This is a genomic window from Streptomyces sp. P9-A4 (genome assembly GCF_036634195.1).
Classification (GTDB): Bacteria; Actinomycetota; Actinomycetes; order Streptomycetales; family Streptomycetaceae; genus Streptomyces.
In genome coordinates, this window is the sequence record NZ_JAZIFY010000001.1 from 179,589 (window position 1) to 198,473 (window position 18,885).

Genomic DNA, 18,885 nt, shown 5'->3' on the forward strand with positions numbered 1-18,885 from the left:
ATGCCGTTTGGCCGCTTTCGCTGATCTTGCCCGCTGATGATCGAAGGGCGCCCGGTTGCATCCTGGGGGAACGCGTTCGTGATCTCCGGTGCGCCTGGCCGCATGCACTGTCCGACCCAGAGAAATGGCTCATCGTGCATTTGACTCCGCATGAGCGGGAGCGCCTGCTGATCCATGTCGCAGCCAACGTTGCACAAGCGCGCCGCGAGCGCGGGCTGCGCCTGAACTACCCGGAAGTGATGGCCCTGCTGACGGTGCACGTCTTCGAGGCGGCGCGCGACGGAAGGACGGTCAGCGACATCATGGACTCGGGCCGGCAGTTGTTCACCCGCGATGAGGTGATGGACGGCGTGCCGGAGATGATCAAGAACATCCAGGTGGAGGCCACCTTCCCGGACGGCACCAAGCTGGTCACCATCCACGACCCCATCCCGGAGGCCACAGAGGAGCCCGAGGTCTACCCGGGCAAGGTCGAGCACCCGCAGCCGCCCCGCAAGCCGGCCTCCCCGGTCGACTGCGACGACAGCGGCACCTCGGATGTGTGCTGTGACGAGGACGACGGAGCCTCCCGGTACGACGCGATCTACTTCAACATGCACCTCGACGGGGACCAGCAAGGCGTCAGTCTGCAGAGGCACGCCACCTCCTTGCCGGGGCCGGGAAGGACGAAGATCAAGGTGAAGAACGAGTCGGACCGTCCCATTCAGGTCGCCTCCCACTATCACTTCGCCGAGGTCAACCCGGGACTCAAGGTCGTCAGCATCGAGGTCCCTGCCGGTCAGACAGTCCCGGATGACCGCACTCTGTGGAACTGCGATGCGGCGAAGGGCCGACGACTCAACATCGCCGCCGGCATGGCCTTGCGCTTCGAACCGGGCGACGAGTGCTGTGTGGAATTGGTGCAGATCCAAGGTGATGTCACGGCCGGCGGCAGCAACACCAGCGACCTGACCAAGATCCAGGGACTGCGCGAAGGGATCGTCCGATGAGCAACCTGCAGGGACAAGACCCCGGCCAGGCGCCGAAGCTGGTGAAGGGCCGGCCGAAGCCGAGCAATGAGCTGACGCGGGCTGACTACACCGCGCTGTACGGGCCGACCACGCGGGACCGGATCCGGCTCGCCGACACCGACCTCACGCTGGAGATCGAGGCCGACTGGAGCGGAGGCCCTTCGTACAGCGGCAATGAGATGATCTTCGGCGGCGGCAAGGTGATCCGCGAGTCGATGGGAATGTCGCACCTCGCCAGGGACGGGAGGGACGGCAAGGGCAAGGCCACGGACCACAGGCCCGTGGACACCGTCATCACGGGGGCGTTGATTCTCGACTGGTGGGGCGTGGTCAAGGCCGACATCGGCATCCGCGACGGCAGGATCGCGGCCATCGGCAAGGCGTACAACCCCGAGACGATGGACAAGATCACGAGCTTCGAGATGCCGGATCGGGGACCCACGCAGGAAGCTCCGCCGGTGACGCCGACAAACTTCGTCATCGGGCCGAGCACCGAAGTCGTCTCCGGCAATGGGCGGATCCTCACGGCGGGGGGCGTGGACACGCACGTCCACTTCATCTGTCCCGAGGAGATCCACGAGGCTCTGGCCTCGGGGGTGACCACCCTGATCGGCGGCGGCACGGGACCGGCCGAGGGCAGTACCGCCACCACCGTGACCCCGGGCGCATGGCACATCAGGCGGGTCTTCGAGGCGCTGGATGCGTTCCCGGTCAACATCGGCCTGCTCGGCAAGGGCAGCACGATGAACGAGCACGAGCTCAACGCGCAGGTGGACGCCGGTGTCTGCGGCTTCAAGATTCACGAGGACTGGGGCGCCACGCCCGCGGTGATCGACCGGGCCCTGGACGTCTGCGAAGAGCGCGGTGTCCAGCTCGCTCTGCACGCCGACTCGCTGAACGAGTCGGGGTTCCTGGAGAGCACGCGGGCGGCCTTCACCGGCGACGGCAGGGACGCCGGGGGCGAGTTCACCAAGAAGAAGGCACGCTCCATCCACATCTTCCATGTCGAGGGCGCCGGCGGCGGTCACGCGCCGGACATGATCGAGCTGGTCAAGGAGCCGAACGTACTGCCCGCCTCGACCAACCCGACGCGTCCTTTGACGGTCAACACCGTCAAGGAGCACGTCGACATGATGATCGTGTGCCATCACCTCAACCCGGAGCTGCCGTCGGACATGGCGTTCGCCGACTCCCGGATCCGGCCGTCCACCATGGCCGCGGAGGACCTCCTCCACGACATGGGCGCCATCTCCATGATGTCCTCCGACGCACAGGCGATGGGCCGCATCGGCGAGATGATCATGCGTACCTGGCAGACCGCGCACGTCATGAAGGTTCGCTACGGGCCGTTGCCGGAGGACCTCACCGCCGCGAAGGTCCGCCCGATCTCCAACGACACAGACCACGGGTTCAATGACCAGCAGCTGCGGCCGAACGACAACTTCCGGGCGCGTCGGTACGTCGCCAAGTACACGATCAACCCGGCGATCACGCACGGCATCGACCACCACGTCGGTTCCGTTCAGTCGGGGAAGCTCGCCGACCTGGTGCTGTGGGAGCCGAAATTCTTCGGCGTCAAACCGCACATGCTCCTCAAGGGCGGTCAGCTCGCGTACGCGCAGGTCGGCGACGCCAACGCGTCGATCCCAACGCCGCAGCCCTACCAGCCGCGCCCGGTCTGGGGCTCCACCGGCCGCTCCCCGGGACGCAACTCGGTGAACTTCACGGCTCCGGGCGTGGCCGGCAAACTCAACGGAGACGGCACCAGCAGCCATCCCGGTCTCGGTCTCGACAAGGACTTCCTGGACATCACCAGCACTCGGAACGTCACGAAGGCCAACATGAAGCTGAACGACACCGTGCCCGACAGCCTCGAAGTCGACCACAACAGCTTCCAAGTCACCATCGGCGGCGCGACCACGACCGACACCCGCACCGAACTCAACGGCGTGACCGTGCCGCGCTCATACGTCAACGAAGTGCCCCTGGCGCAGCGGTACTTCCTCTTCTAAAAGCGCCATCTGCCTGGCCGCCCAAGCAGCAGCGTCGCGGCCGGGCCCCGGGCGGGTCCGCCCTGCCCGCCCGCGCTCGGCACACCTTCCGACCCTCGCGAAAGGCAGCCGCTCACCGATGAGCCGTGCAGCCCTGCTCCTGCTGGCCGACGGCCGCTTCCCCGCCGGAGGGCACGCCCACTCCGGCGGCGTCGAAGCCGCCATCGCCCACCACGCCGTACACGACACCGACAGCCTTCAGGCATTCTGCCGCGGCCGTCTGCACACCACCGGCCTGACCACGGCCGGCCTGGCCGCCGCGGCCGCCGCCGGAGTCGACCCGCTGCTGCTGGACGACGCCGCCGACGCACGCACCCCCGCCCCCGCGCTGCGCGCCGTCGCCCGCCGGCTCGGCCGGCAGATGATGCGCGCAGCCCGTGCCACCTTCCCCTCCGAAGACCTGGAACGGCTGGCCGCCGAACGTCCCCAGGGAGCCCACCAGCCGATCGTCCTGGGACTCACCGCCCGGTCCGCCGGGCTCACCCCGCTGGACGCCGCCTATGCCGCCGCGTACGAGAACGCCAGCAGCCCCGCCACCGCGGCAGTGCGCCTGCTCAGCCTCGACCCACTCGACGCCTCGGGGCTGTTGGCTCGCCTCAGCACCGACATCGACGCCGTCGCCACAGCCGCCGCCCAGGCCGCGGACCGCGCCACGGTCGAGGGCATCGACGCCCTGCCGTCGGCGTCCTCTCCGCTGCTGGACATCACCGGTGAACAGCACGCCGCCTGGACCGTCCGGCTCTTCGCCTCCTGACACCCTTCCCTGCCCACCTGGAGTTCTTCGTGCACCTCGACCACCCCGTGACCATGCCGCAGCGCCACACCTACAGCGCCGAGCCGCTCCGCTCCGACGGCTGCCGCCGCGCCCTCCGTGTCGGCCTGGGCGGACCCGTCGGCTCCGGCAAGACCGCCAGCGTCGCCGCGCTCTGCCGCACCCTGCGCGAGAGCTGGTCCATCGCCGTCGTCACCAACGACATCTACACTCGCGAGGACGCCGAGTACCTGCTGCGCGAGGCCGTGCTGCCACCCGAGCGGATCACCGCGGTGGAGACCGGCGCCTGCCCTCACACGGCGATCCGCGACGACATCTCCGCCAACTTGGAGGCCGTCGAACACCTGGAAGAGAGCCTCCACCCCCTCGACCTTGTGCTCATCGAGTCCGGCGGTGACAACCTCACCGCCACCTTCTCCAAGGGCCTCGTCGACGTGCAGATCTTCGTCATCGACGTCTCCAGCGGCGACGACATCCCCCGCAAGGGCGGCCCCGGCATCACCACAGCCGACCTCCTCCTCGTCAACAAGACCGACCTCGCCCCGCACGTCGGCGCCGACCTCGCCACCATGGCCGCCGACGCCAAACGGCAACGCGGCGACCTTCCCGTCATCTTCACCAGCCTCACCTCCGACGACGGCATCCGCGAGGTCGCCGACTGGATCGCCGCCCACCTCACCGAGTGGCACGCCAAGGCGGCCGTATGAGCGCCGCCGCACAACTCCTCAACAGCCGGGCAGAGCCGGCAGGAGCCCGCTCCGGCACCGACGATCCCACCGGGCACCCGGACGGGGTGCGGGCCACAGCCCGCATCCAAGCCGCATACAACGGACGCGTCACCACGCTTCCGCAGCTCCGCAGTGACGGTCCCTTCCACCTCCGACGCATGCGCGCCGACAAGGACACCGCCAAGGTCGGGATCATCGGCGCGATGAGCGCCCCCCTCGGCGGCGACCGGCTCACCATCGACGTCACCGCCGGGGACCGGGCCGCCCTGGAGGTCACAACGGCCGCCGCCACACTCGCCCTGCGCGGCCCCACCACCGCCCCAGCACACTACGACGTACGGCTCACCGCCGGCGAACACACCAGCCTGCGCTGGCTGCCCCAGCCCCTGATCAGCGCCGCCGGCAGCAACCTCCGACAGACCTACACCATCGAACTCACCTCCACCGCACGGCTGTTGCTGCGAGAGGAGCAGCTCCTGGGACGGGCCAACGAAGAACCGGGCCACCTCGTCAGCCGACTCCTGGTCCACCGCGCCGGAAGACCGCTGCTCGACCAGCAGACGGCATACGGGGCCCCCGAGCCCGGCTGGGACGGCCCGGCCGTCCTGCACGGACACCGCGCAGTCGGTCAACTGCTGCTCGTCGACCCGGCGATGGGAACTCGCCGGGACCCCGTCCTCCTCCGCGAAGGCTCCCGGAACGGGTGTGCCGTCCTCACACCGCTGGCCAACGGCCCGGCACTGCTCGCCACCGCCGTCGCCCCGACCTCCTCGGCCCTACGGGAACTACTCGACAAGGCCCTCGCCCACGCCCTCCACAAGTAGCGCGGACGGCCCGCCGCCCCTCGGCAGACGGCGGGCCACCTGGTCCTCACCGCAGCCATAGCCAGGCCCCGAAGAGTGCGGCTTTCCTGTGGGGAGTTCGCCGACCTGCTGCTGCACCTCACCAAGTGGCCGCAGGTCTCCCACATCGACCCGCACCGCCTCGCCGGCCGGGACCTCCTCGCCGATCCCGCACTGACCAGCCTCATCCTGTTCGACCTCGACCGCGCGGGTCTGACAGGCAGGCCCCCGGAGGCACCGGTCCATGTAGGCGTGCACTTCGTCAGGCTCCTCGCCGCGCGAGCGGATGAGATCGCCGTCTCCTCACCCGACTGCCTGCACCAGGACGGCGGCAAGGACAGCGTCCACTTCGTTCACCTTCTGGAGCGCCGCAACGTCTCCGGTGGCGAGAACATCATCGCGCACGCCGACTGTGCAGGGGCTCCTCCCGGTCAGGTCCCGGAGGAACACGTCCAGGCCCGGTTCACTCTCACCGAACCGCTCGACTCCTACGCCGTTGTCGATCACCGGGTCAGCCACTATGTCGCCCCGGTCCGGGCGACCGACCCCCGACACCCCGGCCCCACCGCGCCGCCCTCCTCATCGGGCGGCCTTGAGGGCGTCGGCTCGCCAGTGCGCTGGTTCGTCGCGTGCGCCGGTCGCCTGCCGGGAGCGGTTGGCGGAGGTGATGTAGAGGATGTCCCCGTTCGTGACGGCGAGCGCCCGGGCGAGGAAGGCGTTGGAGGGGCAGGCGTATCCGTGGGCGACAACACCGCCTGCGGCGAGGACCTCGGCTGCGGCCCCGACGTCCGCGGCGTCAGTGAGAAGCGCGGATCGGCGGGTGCTCTCGGTGAAGCTGTCCACCAGGGGCTCCTTGTCATAGAGAGGACCGCGCCCGGAGCAGAAGCGGCGAACTGACGCGTTCTCGCGTTGACTGCATTCGGGCCACCGCCGGCTCCGTTCGGCCGCCGGCACCGGTTCCGCAGATCAACGAGCCACTCGCGTAACGGTCATCACCAAGGTCCGCGGCCGATGCCCTCACCGGCCCGGTTCCGTTGTCGGCCGGATGCGCTACGTCCTCTCCGAGGACTTCAACGACGTCATCTCGTCGGTGCGCGTTCCCGCCAGCTGGACCATCACGCAGTTCGACGGCCGCGACTTCGATGGTGAACGGCTCGAACTCACCGCGGACGCGCTCAGCCTGGACGGTCGGATCGACAACCGCGTCTCCTCCATCGCGATCTCTGCTCCCGCTTCCCGCAATGCCGTTCCTGCTGCCCCGGAACAGCAGGAAGTACGCGTCACTACGACAGTCGTCTACGCGCTTGCCTGACCCTTCCGGTCCGGCCCCACGTCCGAGTCGGCGAAGCAGCGCTACGCCGTCGCCCGGCCCGTGACCACACCCCCCGTGGGCGCCGACACTCCGGCGAGCGGCCCCCTTCAAGGTCCCGGCACCCAGCGCCCCGGGCATACGGGCGCCCCGCCCCCTTCGGCTGAACCGACCCCACCCCACCTGCGCGCGGGGGCTAACGCCCGTCCGGATCGTCGCGGCGGTCGGCACGGTCGATGTCCCGCTCTGCCGGGAGATGCTGACCCGGATCGCCCACCGTGGACCCGACGACACGGGAGAGACGCACCGCGGTGACGTGTGGCTCGGCCACCAGCGGCTGTCCATCATGGATCCCCGCGGCGGCCATCAGCCACTGGTGGGGCCGGACGGCGTCTCCTGCCTTGTCACCAACGGCGAGATCTACAACCATCGGCAGCTCAGGGAGGAACTGGGTCTTGAACGCTTCACGACAGGTTCCGACAGCGAGGCGGCGCTGCACGCGCTGCTCGTCGACGGTCCGGCCGGACTCACCCGGCTGCGGGGCATGTTCACCCTGGCGTACCTCGACGAGACGGGCTCACTTCTCGTCGCCCGGGACGCCCTGGGCGTAAAGCCGCTGTACTGGGCGCGTAGGGAGGACTGCATTCTGTTCGCCAACGAACTGCGGGCCTTCGGCCTCGCCGACCGGCCCCTGGTGGAGAGCTTCCCCTGGGATGCTGCTGGACGTCGCAGGGCGGCCTGGTCCGCTTCGCCGACGCCGTTCCGCCGAGAGTACGACCTGCCAGGCGCGCCCGGCAGGCCTGGCAGTGGGACGCGATGCTGCTCAAGTCGATCCGCGAGACGATCGTCAGCGCCGTCGAGGACCGGATGATGAGCGACGTCGGCATCGGCGTCTTCCTCTCCGGCGGCCTCGACTCCGCGATCGTCACGGCCGTGGCCGCGGAGTACGCGAAACGCCACGGGCACCGCCGGCCGGTCCCGACCTTCGCGGTCGGCTCCCCCGGCAGCCCCGACCTGCTCGCCGCCCGGGTGGTCGCGGAGTACCTCGGCACCGAACACCACGAGGTGGTGATGACCCCCGAGGACGCCGTGGCCGCGCTGCCGAGAGCCGTGCGGGCGATCGATCACTTCGACGTGCATCTGGTGCGCAGCGCTGTACCGAACCTGCTGCTCGCCGAGTACGCCTCCCGGCACGTAAGGGCCGTTCTCACCGGCGAGGGCGCGCGGACGAGCTCTTCGTCGGCTACCCGGACTGCCACCGGGAGCCGTACCTCGCCGCCGATGCCCTGCAGGCCAGGCTGGTGGAGACGGTGGAGGGGCTGCACTGGGAGAACCTGCAGCGCTGCGACCGTACGACGATGGCCTACGGCTTGGAGGCCAGGGTGCCGTTCCTCGACCGGGACGTCATCGAGCTGGCACTGTCGATCCCGCCGGAACACAAGAGGATCGGCCTGGGCATCGAGGAGAAGAAACTGTTGCGGGACGCCTTCACCGGCTGGCTGCCGGAGGGGATCCTCCGTTGCGGGAAACTCCAGTTCGGCCACGGCTCCGGGGCCAAGGACGTCCTGACGGCGGCCTTGACACCGGCGGGTACCGCACGAACCGTCGACCTCGACGCCGAGGAGGAGGCCGCCTTCTCCGCGCTGTGGTCGGCCGAGTTCCCCGGCATCGAGCCCGAACCGGCCCTGGGGCGTTCAGCGTTGGGCGTCGAGCGAGACAGCGGCTCGCCGGAACGCCCCCAGACAGCGTTCCCACACGTCTGAGCCCTCCCGCAGCGACAGCAGATGGGGCCACAGGTCGGCGGAGAAGGCCCGGCTGGCTTCGGCCGGAATGAGGGAGGGGAGGTTGTCGATCGCGATGACATCGAGCGGCTGAGGCTCCTCGCGCAGCCGCTCCACCGGGTGGTCCCAGTCGGTGACATGGTCATAGACGGGAAGGGCGTTGAGCTCGGATCCCACGTCACACGTGACGTCGGCGATCACGGACAGCCGCCGACGCACGTCGTCGAGGCCGTCCTTCGACAAGAACGGTGCCACGGGACGCACAGCGCCGATGCTGTTCACAATGTCGTGCGCGAGCAACGCGTCACGGTCCAGAACCTCGGTGTCCCCGGGTCCCCAGCAGGTCGGATCGACACCGGCGGCCCTGAGCGCGTCACAGGCACCACGCCCGGAGCGCCCGTCCGCACCGATCACCACGGCCCGGTCCACTCCCGTGAGCCGGTGTGGGGGCAGCCTCCCTTCCAGCTCTCCCTGGAAAGCGAGGCAAGTGGCGCAGTCAGCGTGCCCCGGTGATGGAGCGCGGCGAGCGACGAAGTCGGCCGTGGGGCGGTGGTCGACCCAGCTGCCCGGCGCAGCGATCTCGCATCCGGCGTCTGCGTGCGCACGGACGGGGAAGACGCGCTGCGTCGACTCCTCGACCGTCAGATGGACCCCACGTTCGATCAGCCTGCGGGCGTCTTCGGGCGCGAGAGCGGCACGCCGCTCCGTCCTCCGGGATTCGTGTCTTATCCACAGTCGTAGCGTCGTCTCTGGCACCGGGTAAGGGTCCGATGCATGCGAGGGGTGGGACATTCCGTCGCGCCGAGATCGTCACACACAGCTACGACCGGCCGGAGCCGGCGACACCTGGGGCCTGCTCCTGACGGGCGCGACCCACACCGTGAGCGCGTCGGAAGCCGAGCCGAATACAGCGGAAAGAACGATCCCTCGCCCCTCGTTCGGGCGACGGAATGCTTGCCCACCGGGTGGACTGGGCATCGCTTGCCCTGATTCCAGCCCTTCCGTTTCACAGGGAAACTCATGCGTCTTCGCTCCGCCATGGCCGCCTCCGCCGGTGCCCTCGTGCTGCTCCTCGCCGCCCCCGGGTCCGCCTCCGCCGCCAACGCGCAGTTCCGGTACACGTGCATGACCGCCGACGGGTACGACGTAGCCTTCGCCGGATAAACCGCGTTGATGCGGGGAACGCGCACGAACGGAGTAGCTGCCGCGCCCCTTGCGCGGAACCCTGACGGCAGGGTCGAGAGGAAGTCTCGAGAGTGCGGTTCTCGGCGAGCCGCACCTTGTCGTTCTCTGCTTGGAACCGTGGAACGCCGTAAACGGCGTCGAATACACCGACCTCGCGGCCGCCTTGTCGCGACGAACAGCGGCCGTTCTCGAATAGATCCCAGACCAGTGATCGTTTCCCTCACGGAGTTCAAGAGATGACTGTCGACGTCACCCACAACTACGACGCACCGGAAATCTCGGAGGCCGGGGACGTCGTCACCTGGACCTGGACCCTGGTGAACGAGGGCGACGAGCCGGCAGGCGGCGTCATCAGGACCCACCGCCTGAACCCGCCCCTGAAAGTCACCGACACATCGGAACGAACTGCAGTGAGGGGCGACGTCGTCCGCAGCGAATACGGCACGGTGGAGCCCGGCCAAAAGGTCAGGGGCTATCTGCAGGACGCGATTCCGGCAGACCTCTCCGGCACCGTTCAGATCGCCGGCCGGGTGACCTGGGCAGCACAGGGAAGGCCCGTTCCACTGAGGCCCGACGGGCCGGCGTTCCCCGTCGAGTGATCAGCCTCAAGCCGATCACCTTCCGATGTCCGCGAGCCCTGATGAGAACGGCATGGTCCTGGGGATGCCGTGGGTGACGTAGTGTTGTACCTACCGACGCGGGGTGGAGCAGCTCGGTAGCTCGCTGGGCTCATAACCCAGAGGTCGCAGGTTCAAATCCTGTCCCCGCTACTCCACTGACATGAGGCCCGGATCCTGTGGATCCGGGCCTCATGCGTGCCGTCCCCCAGCGAGCGCCTTCATCAGCGACCTCGACCGAGATCGCACGGTGCGAAGGCGCCCTGCTCGCTGTAGCTGAGGCAGCCGGCCAGCTGCCCGAACGGCATATCCATGTCGCGCAGGCAGCGTTCGGCCTCCTCGTGCCGCAGGCCGGCGACAAGCCCGGCGAAGACTTTCCCTCCTGGGCGAGGCTTCGCTGCAGGGTCCTCGGGTGGGTGACGACCTGGTCGGCAACCAGGTCGAGGGTGAGGCCGCCGGTCGACAGTAGGGGGAGGCCGAGGCGTGGACGGCTCCGGGGGGGGGCGTGCGGTGCGCGGTGGGGCGGCCGAGCCAGCTGCTGGAAGCGGCGACCCGTGCGGCCCAGCGCACGGGTGACCGTATGCCGGGGGCGTAGCCGGGATTGGGGGACGGCGGCCATGTATCCACTGGCGGCTGTCATGGAGTTCGGCGGGTCGTCCGGATGCCCCGGCCGCCACCGCGTCCCGTTGAGGAGTACCGAACGGGCGATGCCTCATCCGCGGGGCGGGTACCAGAGGCGCGGTGGCGGCGACGTTTACGGCCTGAGTCGGACGGAGTCCACGGGGCTGTACCGGGCTCGTCGCCGCTGCCTCCCGGCCAACTCCGTTGCACCGCACAGGAATGGTTTTGCAGATCAGGTTTCGTGTGGAGTGTTCACGGCGAAGTACTTCAACCATGGGCTTATCACCGGTTGCCTGTCATCCTGCTGTCGCTGTCTTCCGAGAGCCCCGAGGCGGCCGGCCCGTGCCGGTGCTGGGCCCACGGGTCGATGCCGAGGCGAAGCGGACCGAGCGCGTGCTGGCCGCGGTGTCGACCCATGCCAGACCTGTCGAGCGCACCCTCGCGCTGCGACAAGCCGCTGCGGCTACGGGCGAGTTGGCGGCCGCGCTGTCGGATCTGGCGCCGGCCGTGGTCGGCGAGGCACTGCCGGCGGAGTCGACCAGTCAGTCGTTCTTCCGGGTCCGTGAGGGGGAGCTGTCCGATCAGCAGGCTGCCCTGCACGGTGTCCTGGTCATCCACCGCGGTCTGGAAGATCTGTGTGATGCTCCCCTGTCGGGTTCCGACCTGGCGCTGGAGGTGGCCGGGATGCGGCAGTCGGTGCTCGATCTCACCGGGGCAGCACCGGAAGCCGACCCTGACTCCGCCCCGCCGGTGGCCGTCCCTGAGGCCGGTCCGGGATCGTCGTTGGAGAGTGTGTGGAGTGCGCGGTGGCTCATCGGCCACCAGGTCCATGTCCTGTTCAACGTCTGCGCCGCAGTCGCCGTGGCCGACGCCACCCGCCATCTGCGGCACGGCGACGACGTTGCCGCGCGTACGCGACTGGCAGATGCGACGGTGTACGTGCGCGGCTTCCCGGCAGCGATGACCCACGCCAGTACGATCCCGGCCGACTACTACATGGCGGCGATACGCCACACCATGGCGCCTCCGTCGGTGGACGTCGTCCCGTTGAGTGGGCGCCAGCATCGCGGATACAAGCTGTTCCGGGCGGCGATGAAGGACCTGCTGTCCGCGGTTCCCGACTCCTACGAGCACTTGGCAGCCCGCGCCCCCGAGCTGGCCGAGGCACGGGGCGCTCTCCTGGAAGCCGACATCGTGGACGGTGAACGGCACGTCACCCTCGCGTACTCGATGGTGCATCTGCGTCGTTCCATCGCTCAGAAGCCCGAAGGCCCCGACAACGCGGTCGCCGAACTACGGCTCATGCGCCATCGCCGCGCGGCCCAGTACGCCTCACTGATCCGATTCGGGGACCACTACATCGCCGAAGCCGTGGCCGGCCTGCGCCACTCGTGAGTCCACGCGTCCGCCGCCCCCCGGCAGGAGACCCCGATGCCCGAGACGACGCCCAACACCGCCCAAAGCACCGCATTCGCCGCAGATCAAGAGCTGGACACAGCCGACGCCGGCGCGTGCGAGCGGCTGGCCCGCACTCTGTGCACCCGCGGGGACGACCAGGTCGACAGCCCCGAGTGGGTGGCACGGGCCCGGGACGCCTGGGAGGACCTTCCGCTGCTGCTGCGCCGTGAGGTGCGCCGGTTCCGAAGGCATTCCGGCCCGCACGGCACCTTGGTGATCGGCGGCCTGCCCGTCGATCAGGCGGCCCTGCCCGCGACACCGACCGTACCCGGCTCGGTCCAGCGCCAGGCCACCGTCTCGGCGGCGGTGCTGACCATGGTGGCCTGCGGGCTCGGCGAGCCCCTCGCCTACCTGGCGGAGAAATCCGGCGCCCTCGTGCAGGACGTCGTGCCCGTGCCCGGGCAGGAGACCTTCCACGGCAACGCCGGATCGGTGCCGCTGTCCTTCCACACCGAGAACGGCTTCCACCCCCACCCACCCGACTATGTGGTCTTCCTGTGCCTGCGTGCCGACCACGACCGGATCGCCGGTATGCGCATCGCCGGCATCCGCCAAGCACTGCCGCTCCTCACCCCGGCCAGCCGCCAGATCCTGTTCGCATCGGAGTTCATCACCACACCACCACCCTCGTTCGGCCCCGACGCTGCCGCGGCCGAGTCCGATGTCAAGCCCCGACCGGTGCTGTCGGGAGCAGTCGAGGATCCCGACATACGCATGGCGCAACTCGTCACCACTCCGCTCACCCCTCGGGCCGCAGCGGCGCTTGCCGAATTCGGCCGCGCCTGCGAGGCGACCGCCCGCACTCTGCGCCTGACACCCGGCGACCTGGTCGTCATCGACAACCGCGTCACCGTCCACGGCCGCACCGCCTTCCACCCTCGATACGACGGAGCAGACCGCTGGCTGCAACGCACCTACGTCACCACCGATCTACGCCGCTCCCGCGACCACCGTCCCCACGACAGCCACACACTCGCCCGCTGAACTCGCCCACCGGCACATCTCGGCCTTCGTCACCAGCCAGCTCACCGCCGACCGCGGCCGGACCACCCTCGACCGGCGCCTCGCCCCCCTCTCCAGCGCGCTCGGCGACGCCGCCCGCCAGCACCACCTCCCTCACAACCCAGCCTCTCCCCGGTCCTGCGCCGGCCGCCGTCGCCGGAACGGCTGATCTGGACAGCGGAGGAAGCCGCCCGCTTCCTCGCCTACTGCCACCGGGCCGACCCCAAGATGGCCGACCTGCGCATTGGTCCTGACGACCCGTTCACCGGTCTTGTCTTCTGCCGACCCGACGGCCGGCCGCTCGGCCCTCGCCAGGTCCTCGACCGGCTCCATCAACTGTCCGAAGAAGCCAGCGTCCCCGGATCACGGTCCACGACCTGCGCCACCCGGCCGCCGCCATCACCATCCCCGCCGGCGTGCCGCTCACCGTCGTCTCCAAGACGCTGCGGCACTCCACCCCGTCGACCACCGCGAACATCTACAGCCACCTCACCCGGCAGGCAGCCCGCGAGGCCGTCGACATCATCGACCAGCCCCTCACCGGAGCCGAGAAGGCCATCCGCCGCACGGACCACCCGCTGTTGTCCCCTCTCAGACAAGTCGAGGCACATCGGCTCCCATCCGCCCTCGATACCTCGACCTATCTGAGACAGGACACCTCTCGCAGGACTTCAGGAAGGCTTCTTGATCAACGTCGCCACGGCGGTCCGGCGGGGGCAGGTCGAGGCCGACCAAGCCAGGGAACCTCTTGACTTGCTCAAGACCAGAGTTGAGTGGTCACCGGTGAGGTAACCACGGGACGACACAGGCGCACAGCGTGGGGCGGGAGGGTCCTTGAGCAACACATTGATGGCCTTGCGGTGATGGGGGCGCTGTTGATGGTCAGCGCCGCCGCTCTTTGGTACCAGCTCAAGCTCGTTGATCTTGAGCTGGCGGTGCGGCCTGGCGCTCACCCCTGATGTGGCGGGTGTCTGTCGTCACAAGACAGGTCGTCTGGGTGGCGAGCCTGGTCATCGCCACGGTGCTTCTGATCAACAAGAACTACAGCGACGCCAGCGCCCTTCTCCTCGCAATCTCCGCCATGCGCCCCATGACAGCCAATGTGGAGAAGTTGTATCGCTGGGGCACCAAGAATCTTCGCGGCCATCTGGTGAGGGAGGCCTTGCAGCATGCCACGACGCTCCCGGGCTCGTGGCCTTCAACAAGTCGATGAGCCGTACTCGCAAGGTGTGCAATGAAGTTAGCGAGCAGGCTTCAGCCGTGGTCAAGTCCTTCGCGTGCCTGCACGCGATCTACAGTCAGGGCAAGGAGTCATCGCAGCTGGAGTCGGACAAAGCTGACTGCCTCGAGGCTATCGACACCTTCGCCAGGGCGCTCGACACGCGCTTGAACACCGGATACCGCCACCTCGGCACTCCCTTCCTGCCGGTCTCGGTCTATCAGCGAGTCGTAGCTGAGCTCCGGGTGAGTGCGAGGTCGGCCGACCCGTCGTCGAGGGCGTGGACAGCCGCGAGCCGACGCCTTCGGCTGATCAAGCAAGCTCGCGACCGATGGGTGGATGCGGTCGCGTGATACATGTGCCGGGCGGCGATCACGTGTCCCGTCTCAGATAGGTCGAATTACGTCGACTTCCTGGCCTGCGGTGCCTCGACTTGAGTAAGAGACCATCGAGCGGAACGTCTCAGTCATCCCGGGGTCGGTCGGCGAGTTCTCGGTATCCGCACGGCCCCGTGCCCCTGCAGTGTCTCAGTAAAGTCGAGGCATCGAGGGCGGATGCCTCGACTTCCCCGAGACCGGACAACCGCGCAGTACGTAGCGACATCCTGATCCGTGGCGCGGACGGCGTGCTCCTGAGGTTCGAGTCTCAGCTATCTCCGCGCAACCCGCGTGAGATCCAGGCGCGACACGTGGCGGCTGGCGGGCGGGCTAGACGCCTGGCAGACGGACAGCCAGGACATCACCCCATGCAGGACGTCGACCCGACGTGTCGCGTCCGCCCGCCGGCCGCGGTCGACCCCGAAGCCGCGTCGCTGCCTTACATCCCGGCGCCCCTCTCGCCGCAGTCCGCACCAAGCACAGGGTCGACGGTGACAGGCGTACTGCCGGTCATCTACCGGGGCAAGTGCGGCAGCGGGGTGAAGCCATGCGGGGCGCCCGCGCGCTTCCACGCGGCCGGTTGGCTCTGCGATGCACACCGACCGTAGCCCGCTGGACTGGGAGCGGGCCCTGCCGCCAGCGTCGCACGTGCGCGAACCCATGAGCCTCAGCAGCTATGGGGGGCGTCACACCTGAGTAGGACCTCCAGACAGTCCACCAGCGGAGCGCACCGTGCGTCCGGCCCTCTGACAGCCCCTCGCACTCGCCGGCACCAGAGCAGCCGCTCGAGACTGGGCCGAACCTTCGGCGCTGCGCTTCATTCGAGCTGATTCGCCCTGCTTGACACCCAGAGCCCCGGACGTCACCTGGTCGGGGAACCGCATCTGGGCCGGGGCCGCGCCCGCCGACCCTACGCTGCTCGTGTTTCGGCACGGTGGTCCCTGCCCGCTGGCCCTCCCCGCTCCCGAACCCACTCAGAACTTCCCACCTCCGCCGGCCCAGGACCGCGCGCACCAAGATCCGGGCCATTTCCGGACCAGCCCTCTTCAACAGGCAGCCAAAGGCGTCATTTTCGCTGTTCAGCAGGGGTGCAGATGCTGCACCACCAGCAGACGAAGAATCTGCTGGTGTCCTTCTCGCCGAAGCGGCTCGGCTTCTTCTCGGGACATAAAAAGAGGCGTCTGACCTGTGCCTTTGCCGGTCAGGCGCCTCTCGCCCGCCCCACGTAGAGATGGGTCACGTTTACGGCGAAACTCCCAGTTCATCCCATCGGCATCCCGCTCCTGGCCAGCGCTTCCGGACCAGTCGCGGAGCAAACTCCGGCTCAGCCCGCAGGGGCCTCACCCCGGCTGACGCGGTCCCACTCCTCCATGGACCGCTCGATGAGGCGGTTGGCCTGCTCCCGCACGCCGTCCAGGAACTTGGCATAGTGCCGGATGAGCACCTCGATGCTCTGAACCGCGCGGCGAACACATTCGGCCGGGTCCACACCGGAGTACAACCAGTAAGACGTCGCGCATGTCCTGAGGTGCGCGACACGCCAGACAGGTCGACAGTGGAAGTGAGTCGATCAGTCGAACAGAAGGCAGCGTTGCGAGAGCCGTACAACATCAAGAGGAGCCGGCAATGACGAGCCACGTGACCGGATGGGGCTGGACCCATCTGATCATGGGCGTTCTCTGCACTCTCGCCGGGTTCGCACTGTACAAGGGCGCCACCTGGGCCAGGGTTGTCTGTGCAGGGCCGGCGCGCTTCGCCCATGCTCGCGACTTTCCTCTGGATCCTGTACGCGCCATTCTGGGCCATTGTTCCAGATCGCGATCAATTCTTTCGTGATCCGGACGCTGTACACCGCTCCAAGCCAGTCGGAGAGCTGAATCGCAGAAAGCCGACAGCGGCGACGTCTTTGCGTCACAACCGAAGCTGGGAAGCCGTCCGTTCTTGCCCCTCTCTATGAAGTTCCACAACACGCCTAGGAGGACATGCAACATGTCCACTGCATCTGACACCCCCGTCCTGGACACCCTCGCCGCGATGACCGTCGACTCGGTCGAGCGCTGTGGGCTGGCCCCGGACATGCTCATGCTCACGCGCATCGCGGCTCTCGCCGCCTCGGATGCGCCGCCGATCTCCTATGCGGCCCACATCGAACCCGCGCTCAGGACCGGCGTGACCGTCGAGCAACTGCAGGACGTCCTGGTCGCCATCGCGCCCATCGTGGGCACTGCCCGCGTCATGACGGCAGCGGGCAACATCGCTGCGGCACTCGGCATCGCCATTGCCGTCGCCGATGCCGAGATCGAGGGCGAGGGCTGAGAACGCACGCCCACCCGGCATCGATGGCCGGCTCATCCATCCGGCATCGGAGGAGGCCGCAGAGCCCTTCTGGCCGCCCTGGCCGGTGCCGGACATCCCGACGAGGAGAGTCTTCGATGCCCCAGAAGTCGACCATGGCGCTGCGTTCCGCACCCCACGCCACGCCCGAGGAGCGCTCAGCTCTTGGCAAGGAGGCGAGGCGCCGCTCGCCGCGATCCGGCCATGCAGTGTACGAGCCGCCTCCTGACAGGCCGGACGCGCTGAAGATCCTGGAGGCGCAGTCCGCGACACGAGTGCCCGAACTCGTTCCCATCCGCTACGGCCGCATGACGGAGTCCCCGTTCCGCTTCTACCGCGGCGCCGCCGCGATCATGGCCTCCGACCTGGCCCCCACCCCGCGCTCAGGGCTCACGGCCCAACTGTGCGGAGACGCTCACATGCTGAACTTCCGTCTCCTCGCCTCGCCGGAACGGCAGCTGATGTTCGACATCAACGACTTCGACGAGACGCTTCCGGGGCCCTGGGAGTGGGACGTCAAACGGCTGTCGGCGAGCTTCGTCATCGCGAGCCGGGCGAACGACTTCGACGACACCGAGCGCGCCCGCATCGTCAGGAGCACGGTCCGTTCGTACCGCGAGGCGATGATCCGCTTCGCAGGCATGCGCACCATCGACGTCTGGTACGCGAAGATCGACGCGGACCTCCTCGAGTCCCTGGCCGCAGGTCGGCTCCACGGGACGAAGCAGGGTCGGCAGAACCTGGCTCGCGCGATAGCGAAGGCGCGTACCCGCGACAGCCTGCAGGCCTTCGACAAGCTCACCGAGACGGTCGACGGCCGGCCCCGGATCGCGGCGGATCCCCCGCTGCTCACCCCCGTCGGCGACCTGCTGCCGGACGCCGAGCGCAGCGCGCTGGAGCGCCAGTTCCGCGGATTGATCGAGCGGTACGGCCTCACTCTCGCTTCCGACCGGCGCACGCTTCTGGAGGACTACCGGCTGGCGGACGTCGCCCGCAAGGTGGTCGGCGTCGGCAGCGTCGGTACCCGCTGCTGGATCTTCCTGCTGCTCGGCCGGGACGACGAGGACCCGCTCTTCCTCCAGGCCAAGGAGGCGGACACCTCTGTGCTCGCCGCCCACGTCGGCGCGAGCACGTACCGCAACCAGGGCGAGCGGGTGGTCTCGGGTCAGCGGTTGATGCAGGCCACGAGCGACATCTTCCTCGGCTGGGAGCGGGTGGACGGGATCGACGGCAAGAAGCGCGACTTCTACGTCCGCCAGCTGCGCGACTGGAAGGGCATCGCCATGCCGGAGAAGATGCGGCCGAAGGACATGCAGGCGTTCGGCGAACTGTGCGGCGTCACGCTGGCTCGTGCGCACGCGCGCTCCGGTGACCGCATCGCGATCGCCGCCTATCTGGGCAGCGGCGACTCCTTCGACCGGGCACTCGCCACGTTCGCGGAGGAGTACGCCGACCAGAACGAGCGTGACTACCAGGCTCTGGTCGACGCCGTGCGCTCGGGCCGGCTGCCCGCGGAGGAGCTGCCGACGGACTGAACCCGGTAAGTGGCCTGGGGGGCTTTGGGAAAGATCGGACCAGG

At 68.7% G+C, this 18,885-nt stretch carries 19 protein-coding genes, 1 tRNA gene and 5 pseudogenes; 22 read left to right on the forward strand and 3 right to left on the reverse strand.

All coding sequences use genetic code 11. From position 1 onward, the window contains the following. Positions 1-134: 134 nt before the first annotated feature. The 7 genes and pseudogenes from V4Y03_RS00830 to V4Y03_RS33795 form a co-directional block, all read left to right on the forward strand. Positions 135-431: pseudogene (locus V4Y03_RS00830) on the forward strand (urease subunit gamma); the annotation flags it as partial. Positions 432-593: 162 nt separating this feature from the next. After that, positions 594-989 (forward strand): urease subunit beta, encoded by a 396-nt coding sequence (locus V4Y03_RS00835; RefSeq protein WP_317877976.1) that lies wholly within the window; start codon positions 594-596, stop codon positions 987-989. Beyond that, positions 986-3,022 carry an urease subunit alpha gene (gene ureC, locus V4Y03_RS00840; protein ID WP_332433532.1) on the forward strand — a complete coding sequence of 679 codons (2,037 nt, stop codon included), beginning with the start codon at positions 986-988 and terminating at the stop codon, positions 3,020-3,022. Before V4Y03_RS00835 ends, ureC begins: the two co-directional genes overlap by 4 nt. Before the next feature lie 118 nt (positions 3,023-3,140). Next, entirely contained in the window at positions 3,141-3,815 is a 675-nt protein-coding gene (locus V4Y03_RS00845) for an urease accessory protein UreF (protein ID WP_332433533.1), read from the forward strand. Positions 3,816-3,844: 29 nt separating this feature from the next. Further along, positions 3,845-4,540, forward strand: coding sequence for an urease accessory protein UreG (gene ureG / locus V4Y03_RS00850; protein WP_317875465.1), 696 nt, complete (start codon positions 3,845-3,847; stop codon positions 4,538-4,540). Further along, positions 4,537-5,385, forward strand: a complete 849-nt coding sequence (locus tag V4Y03_RS00855) for an urease accessory protein UreD (protein ID WP_332433534.1) — start codon at positions 4,537-4,539, stop codon at positions 5,383-5,385. Before ureG ends, V4Y03_RS00855 begins: the two co-directional genes overlap by 4 nt. A 75-nt stretch (positions 5,386-5,460) precedes the next feature. Then, positions 5,461-5,904, forward strand: a pseudogene (locus tag V4Y03_RS33795) (2OG-Fe dioxygenase family protein); the annotation flags it as partial. Positions 5,905-5,982: 78 nt separating this feature from the next. Here the strand turns inward: V4Y03_RS33795 and V4Y03_RS00865 are convergent. After that, positions 5,983-6,246: a hypothetical protein gene (locus tag V4Y03_RS00865; protein ID WP_332433536.1), complete on the reverse strand. Its 264-nt coding sequence runs from the start codon at positions 6,244-6,246 to the stop codon at positions 5,983-5,985. A 202-nt stretch (positions 6,247-6,448) separates the two neighbouring features. Between V4Y03_RS00865 and V4Y03_RS00870 the strand changes: the two genes are divergently transcribed. The 4 genes and pseudogenes from V4Y03_RS00870 to V4Y03_RS33805 all read left to right on the forward strand — a co-directional run. Next, the gene (locus V4Y03_RS00870) at positions 6,449-6,715 is read left to right on the forward strand and encodes a hypothetical protein (RefSeq protein WP_332433537.1); all 267 of its coding nucleotides are present in this window, start codon (positions 6,449-6,451) and stop codon (positions 6,713-6,715) included. A 253-nt stretch (positions 6,716-6,968) separates the two neighbouring features. Further along, positions 6,969-7,583, forward strand: coding sequence for a hypothetical protein (locus V4Y03_RS00875; RefSeq protein ID WP_332433538.1), 615 nt, complete (start codon positions 6,969-6,971; stop codon positions 7,581-7,583). After that, positions 7,583-7,791, forward strand: a pseudogene (locus V4Y03_RS33800) (asparagine synthase-related protein); the annotation flags it as partial. The gene V4Y03_RS00875 and the pseudogene V4Y03_RS33800, both read left to right, overlap by 1 nt. A 120-nt stretch (positions 7,792-7,911) precedes the next feature. Beyond that, positions 7,912-8,475: pseudogene (locus V4Y03_RS33805) on the forward strand (asparagine synthase C-terminal domain-containing protein); the annotation flags it as partial. Here V4Y03_RS33805 and V4Y03_RS00885 read toward each other — a convergent pair. After that, positions 8,407-8,910 (reverse strand): hypothetical protein, encoded by a 504-nt coding sequence (locus V4Y03_RS00885; RefSeq protein WP_332437300.1) that lies wholly within the window; start codon positions 8,908-8,910, stop codon positions 8,407-8,409. The pseudogene V4Y03_RS33805 and the gene V4Y03_RS00885 sit on opposite strands and share 69 nt — an antisense overlap. Positions 8,911-9,123: 213 nt before the next feature. Beyond that, a pseudogene (locus V4Y03_RS00890) lies at positions 9,124-9,285 on the reverse strand (hypothetical protein); the annotation flags it as partial. A gap of 228 nt (positions 9,286-9,513) precedes the next feature. On the opposite strand from V4Y03_RS00890, the gene V4Y03_RS00895 reads away from it, so the two are divergent. The 11 genes from V4Y03_RS00895 (at position 9,514) to V4Y03_RS00935 (ending at position 18,841) form a co-directional block, all read left to right on the forward strand. Next, entirely contained in the window at positions 9,514-9,657 is a 144-nt protein-coding gene (locus tag V4Y03_RS00895) for a hypothetical protein (RefSeq protein WP_317875473.1), read from the forward strand. Between the two features lie 257 nt (positions 9,658-9,914). Further along, positions 9,915-10,277, forward strand: coding sequence for a hypothetical protein (locus V4Y03_RS00900; RefSeq protein WP_332433540.1), 363 nt, complete (start codon positions 9,915-9,917; stop codon positions 10,275-10,277). A 97-nt stretch (positions 10,278-10,374) separates the two neighbouring features. Further along, a tRNA-Met gene (locus tag V4Y03_RS00905) sits at positions 10,375-10,448 on the forward strand. Between the two features lie 810 nt (positions 10,449-11,258). Further along, positions 11,259-12,311 (forward strand): hypothetical protein, encoded by a 1,053-nt coding sequence (locus tag V4Y03_RS00910; RefSeq protein ID WP_332433541.1) that lies wholly within the window; start codon positions 11,259-11,261, stop codon positions 12,309-12,311. Between the two features lie 36 nt (positions 12,312-12,347). Continuing rightward, complete coding sequence (locus tag V4Y03_RS00915) at positions 12,348-13,358, forward strand: clavaminate synthase family protein (RefSeq protein ID WP_332433542.1); 1,011 nt, start codon at positions 12,348-12,350, stop codon at positions 13,356-13,358. Between the two features lie 434 nt (positions 13,359-13,792). Continuing rightward, the gene (locus tag V4Y03_RS33810) at positions 13,793-14,128 is read left to right on the forward strand and encodes a hypothetical protein (protein WP_443079705.1); all 336 of its coding nucleotides are present in this window, start codon (positions 13,793-13,795) and stop codon (positions 14,126-14,128) included. Between the two features lie 245 nt (positions 14,129-14,373). Then, positions 14,374-14,589 carry a hypothetical protein gene (locus V4Y03_RS00920; RefSeq protein ID WP_332433543.1) on the forward strand — a complete coding sequence of 72 codons (216 nt, stop codon included), beginning with the start codon at positions 14,374-14,376 and terminating at the stop codon, positions 14,587-14,589. Continuing rightward, positions 14,568-14,948: a hypothetical protein gene (locus V4Y03_RS00925; protein WP_332433544.1), complete on the forward strand. Its 381-nt coding sequence runs from the start codon at positions 14,568-14,570 to the stop codon at positions 14,946-14,948. Before V4Y03_RS00920 ends, V4Y03_RS00925 begins: the two co-directional genes overlap by 22 nt. A gap of 1,593 nt (positions 14,949-16,541) precedes the next feature. Next, entirely contained in the window at positions 16,542-16,808 is a 267-nt protein-coding gene (locus V4Y03_RS33815; protein WP_443079855.1) for a DUF7144 family membrane protein, read from the forward strand. A gap of 153 nt (positions 16,809-16,961) precedes the next feature. After that, on the forward strand, positions 16,962-17,288 hold the full coding sequence (locus V4Y03_RS00930) for a carboxymuconolactone decarboxylase family protein (RefSeq protein ID WP_332433545.1): 327 nt from the start codon (positions 16,962-16,964) through the stop codon (positions 17,286-17,288). Between the two features lie 116 nt (positions 17,289-17,404). Beyond that, positions 17,405-18,841: a DUF2252 domain-containing protein gene (locus tag V4Y03_RS00935; RefSeq protein WP_332433546.1), complete on the forward strand. Its 1,437-nt coding sequence runs from the start codon at positions 17,405-17,407 to the stop codon at positions 18,839-18,841. The last annotated feature ends 44 nt before the right edge of the window (positions 18,842-18,885 follow it).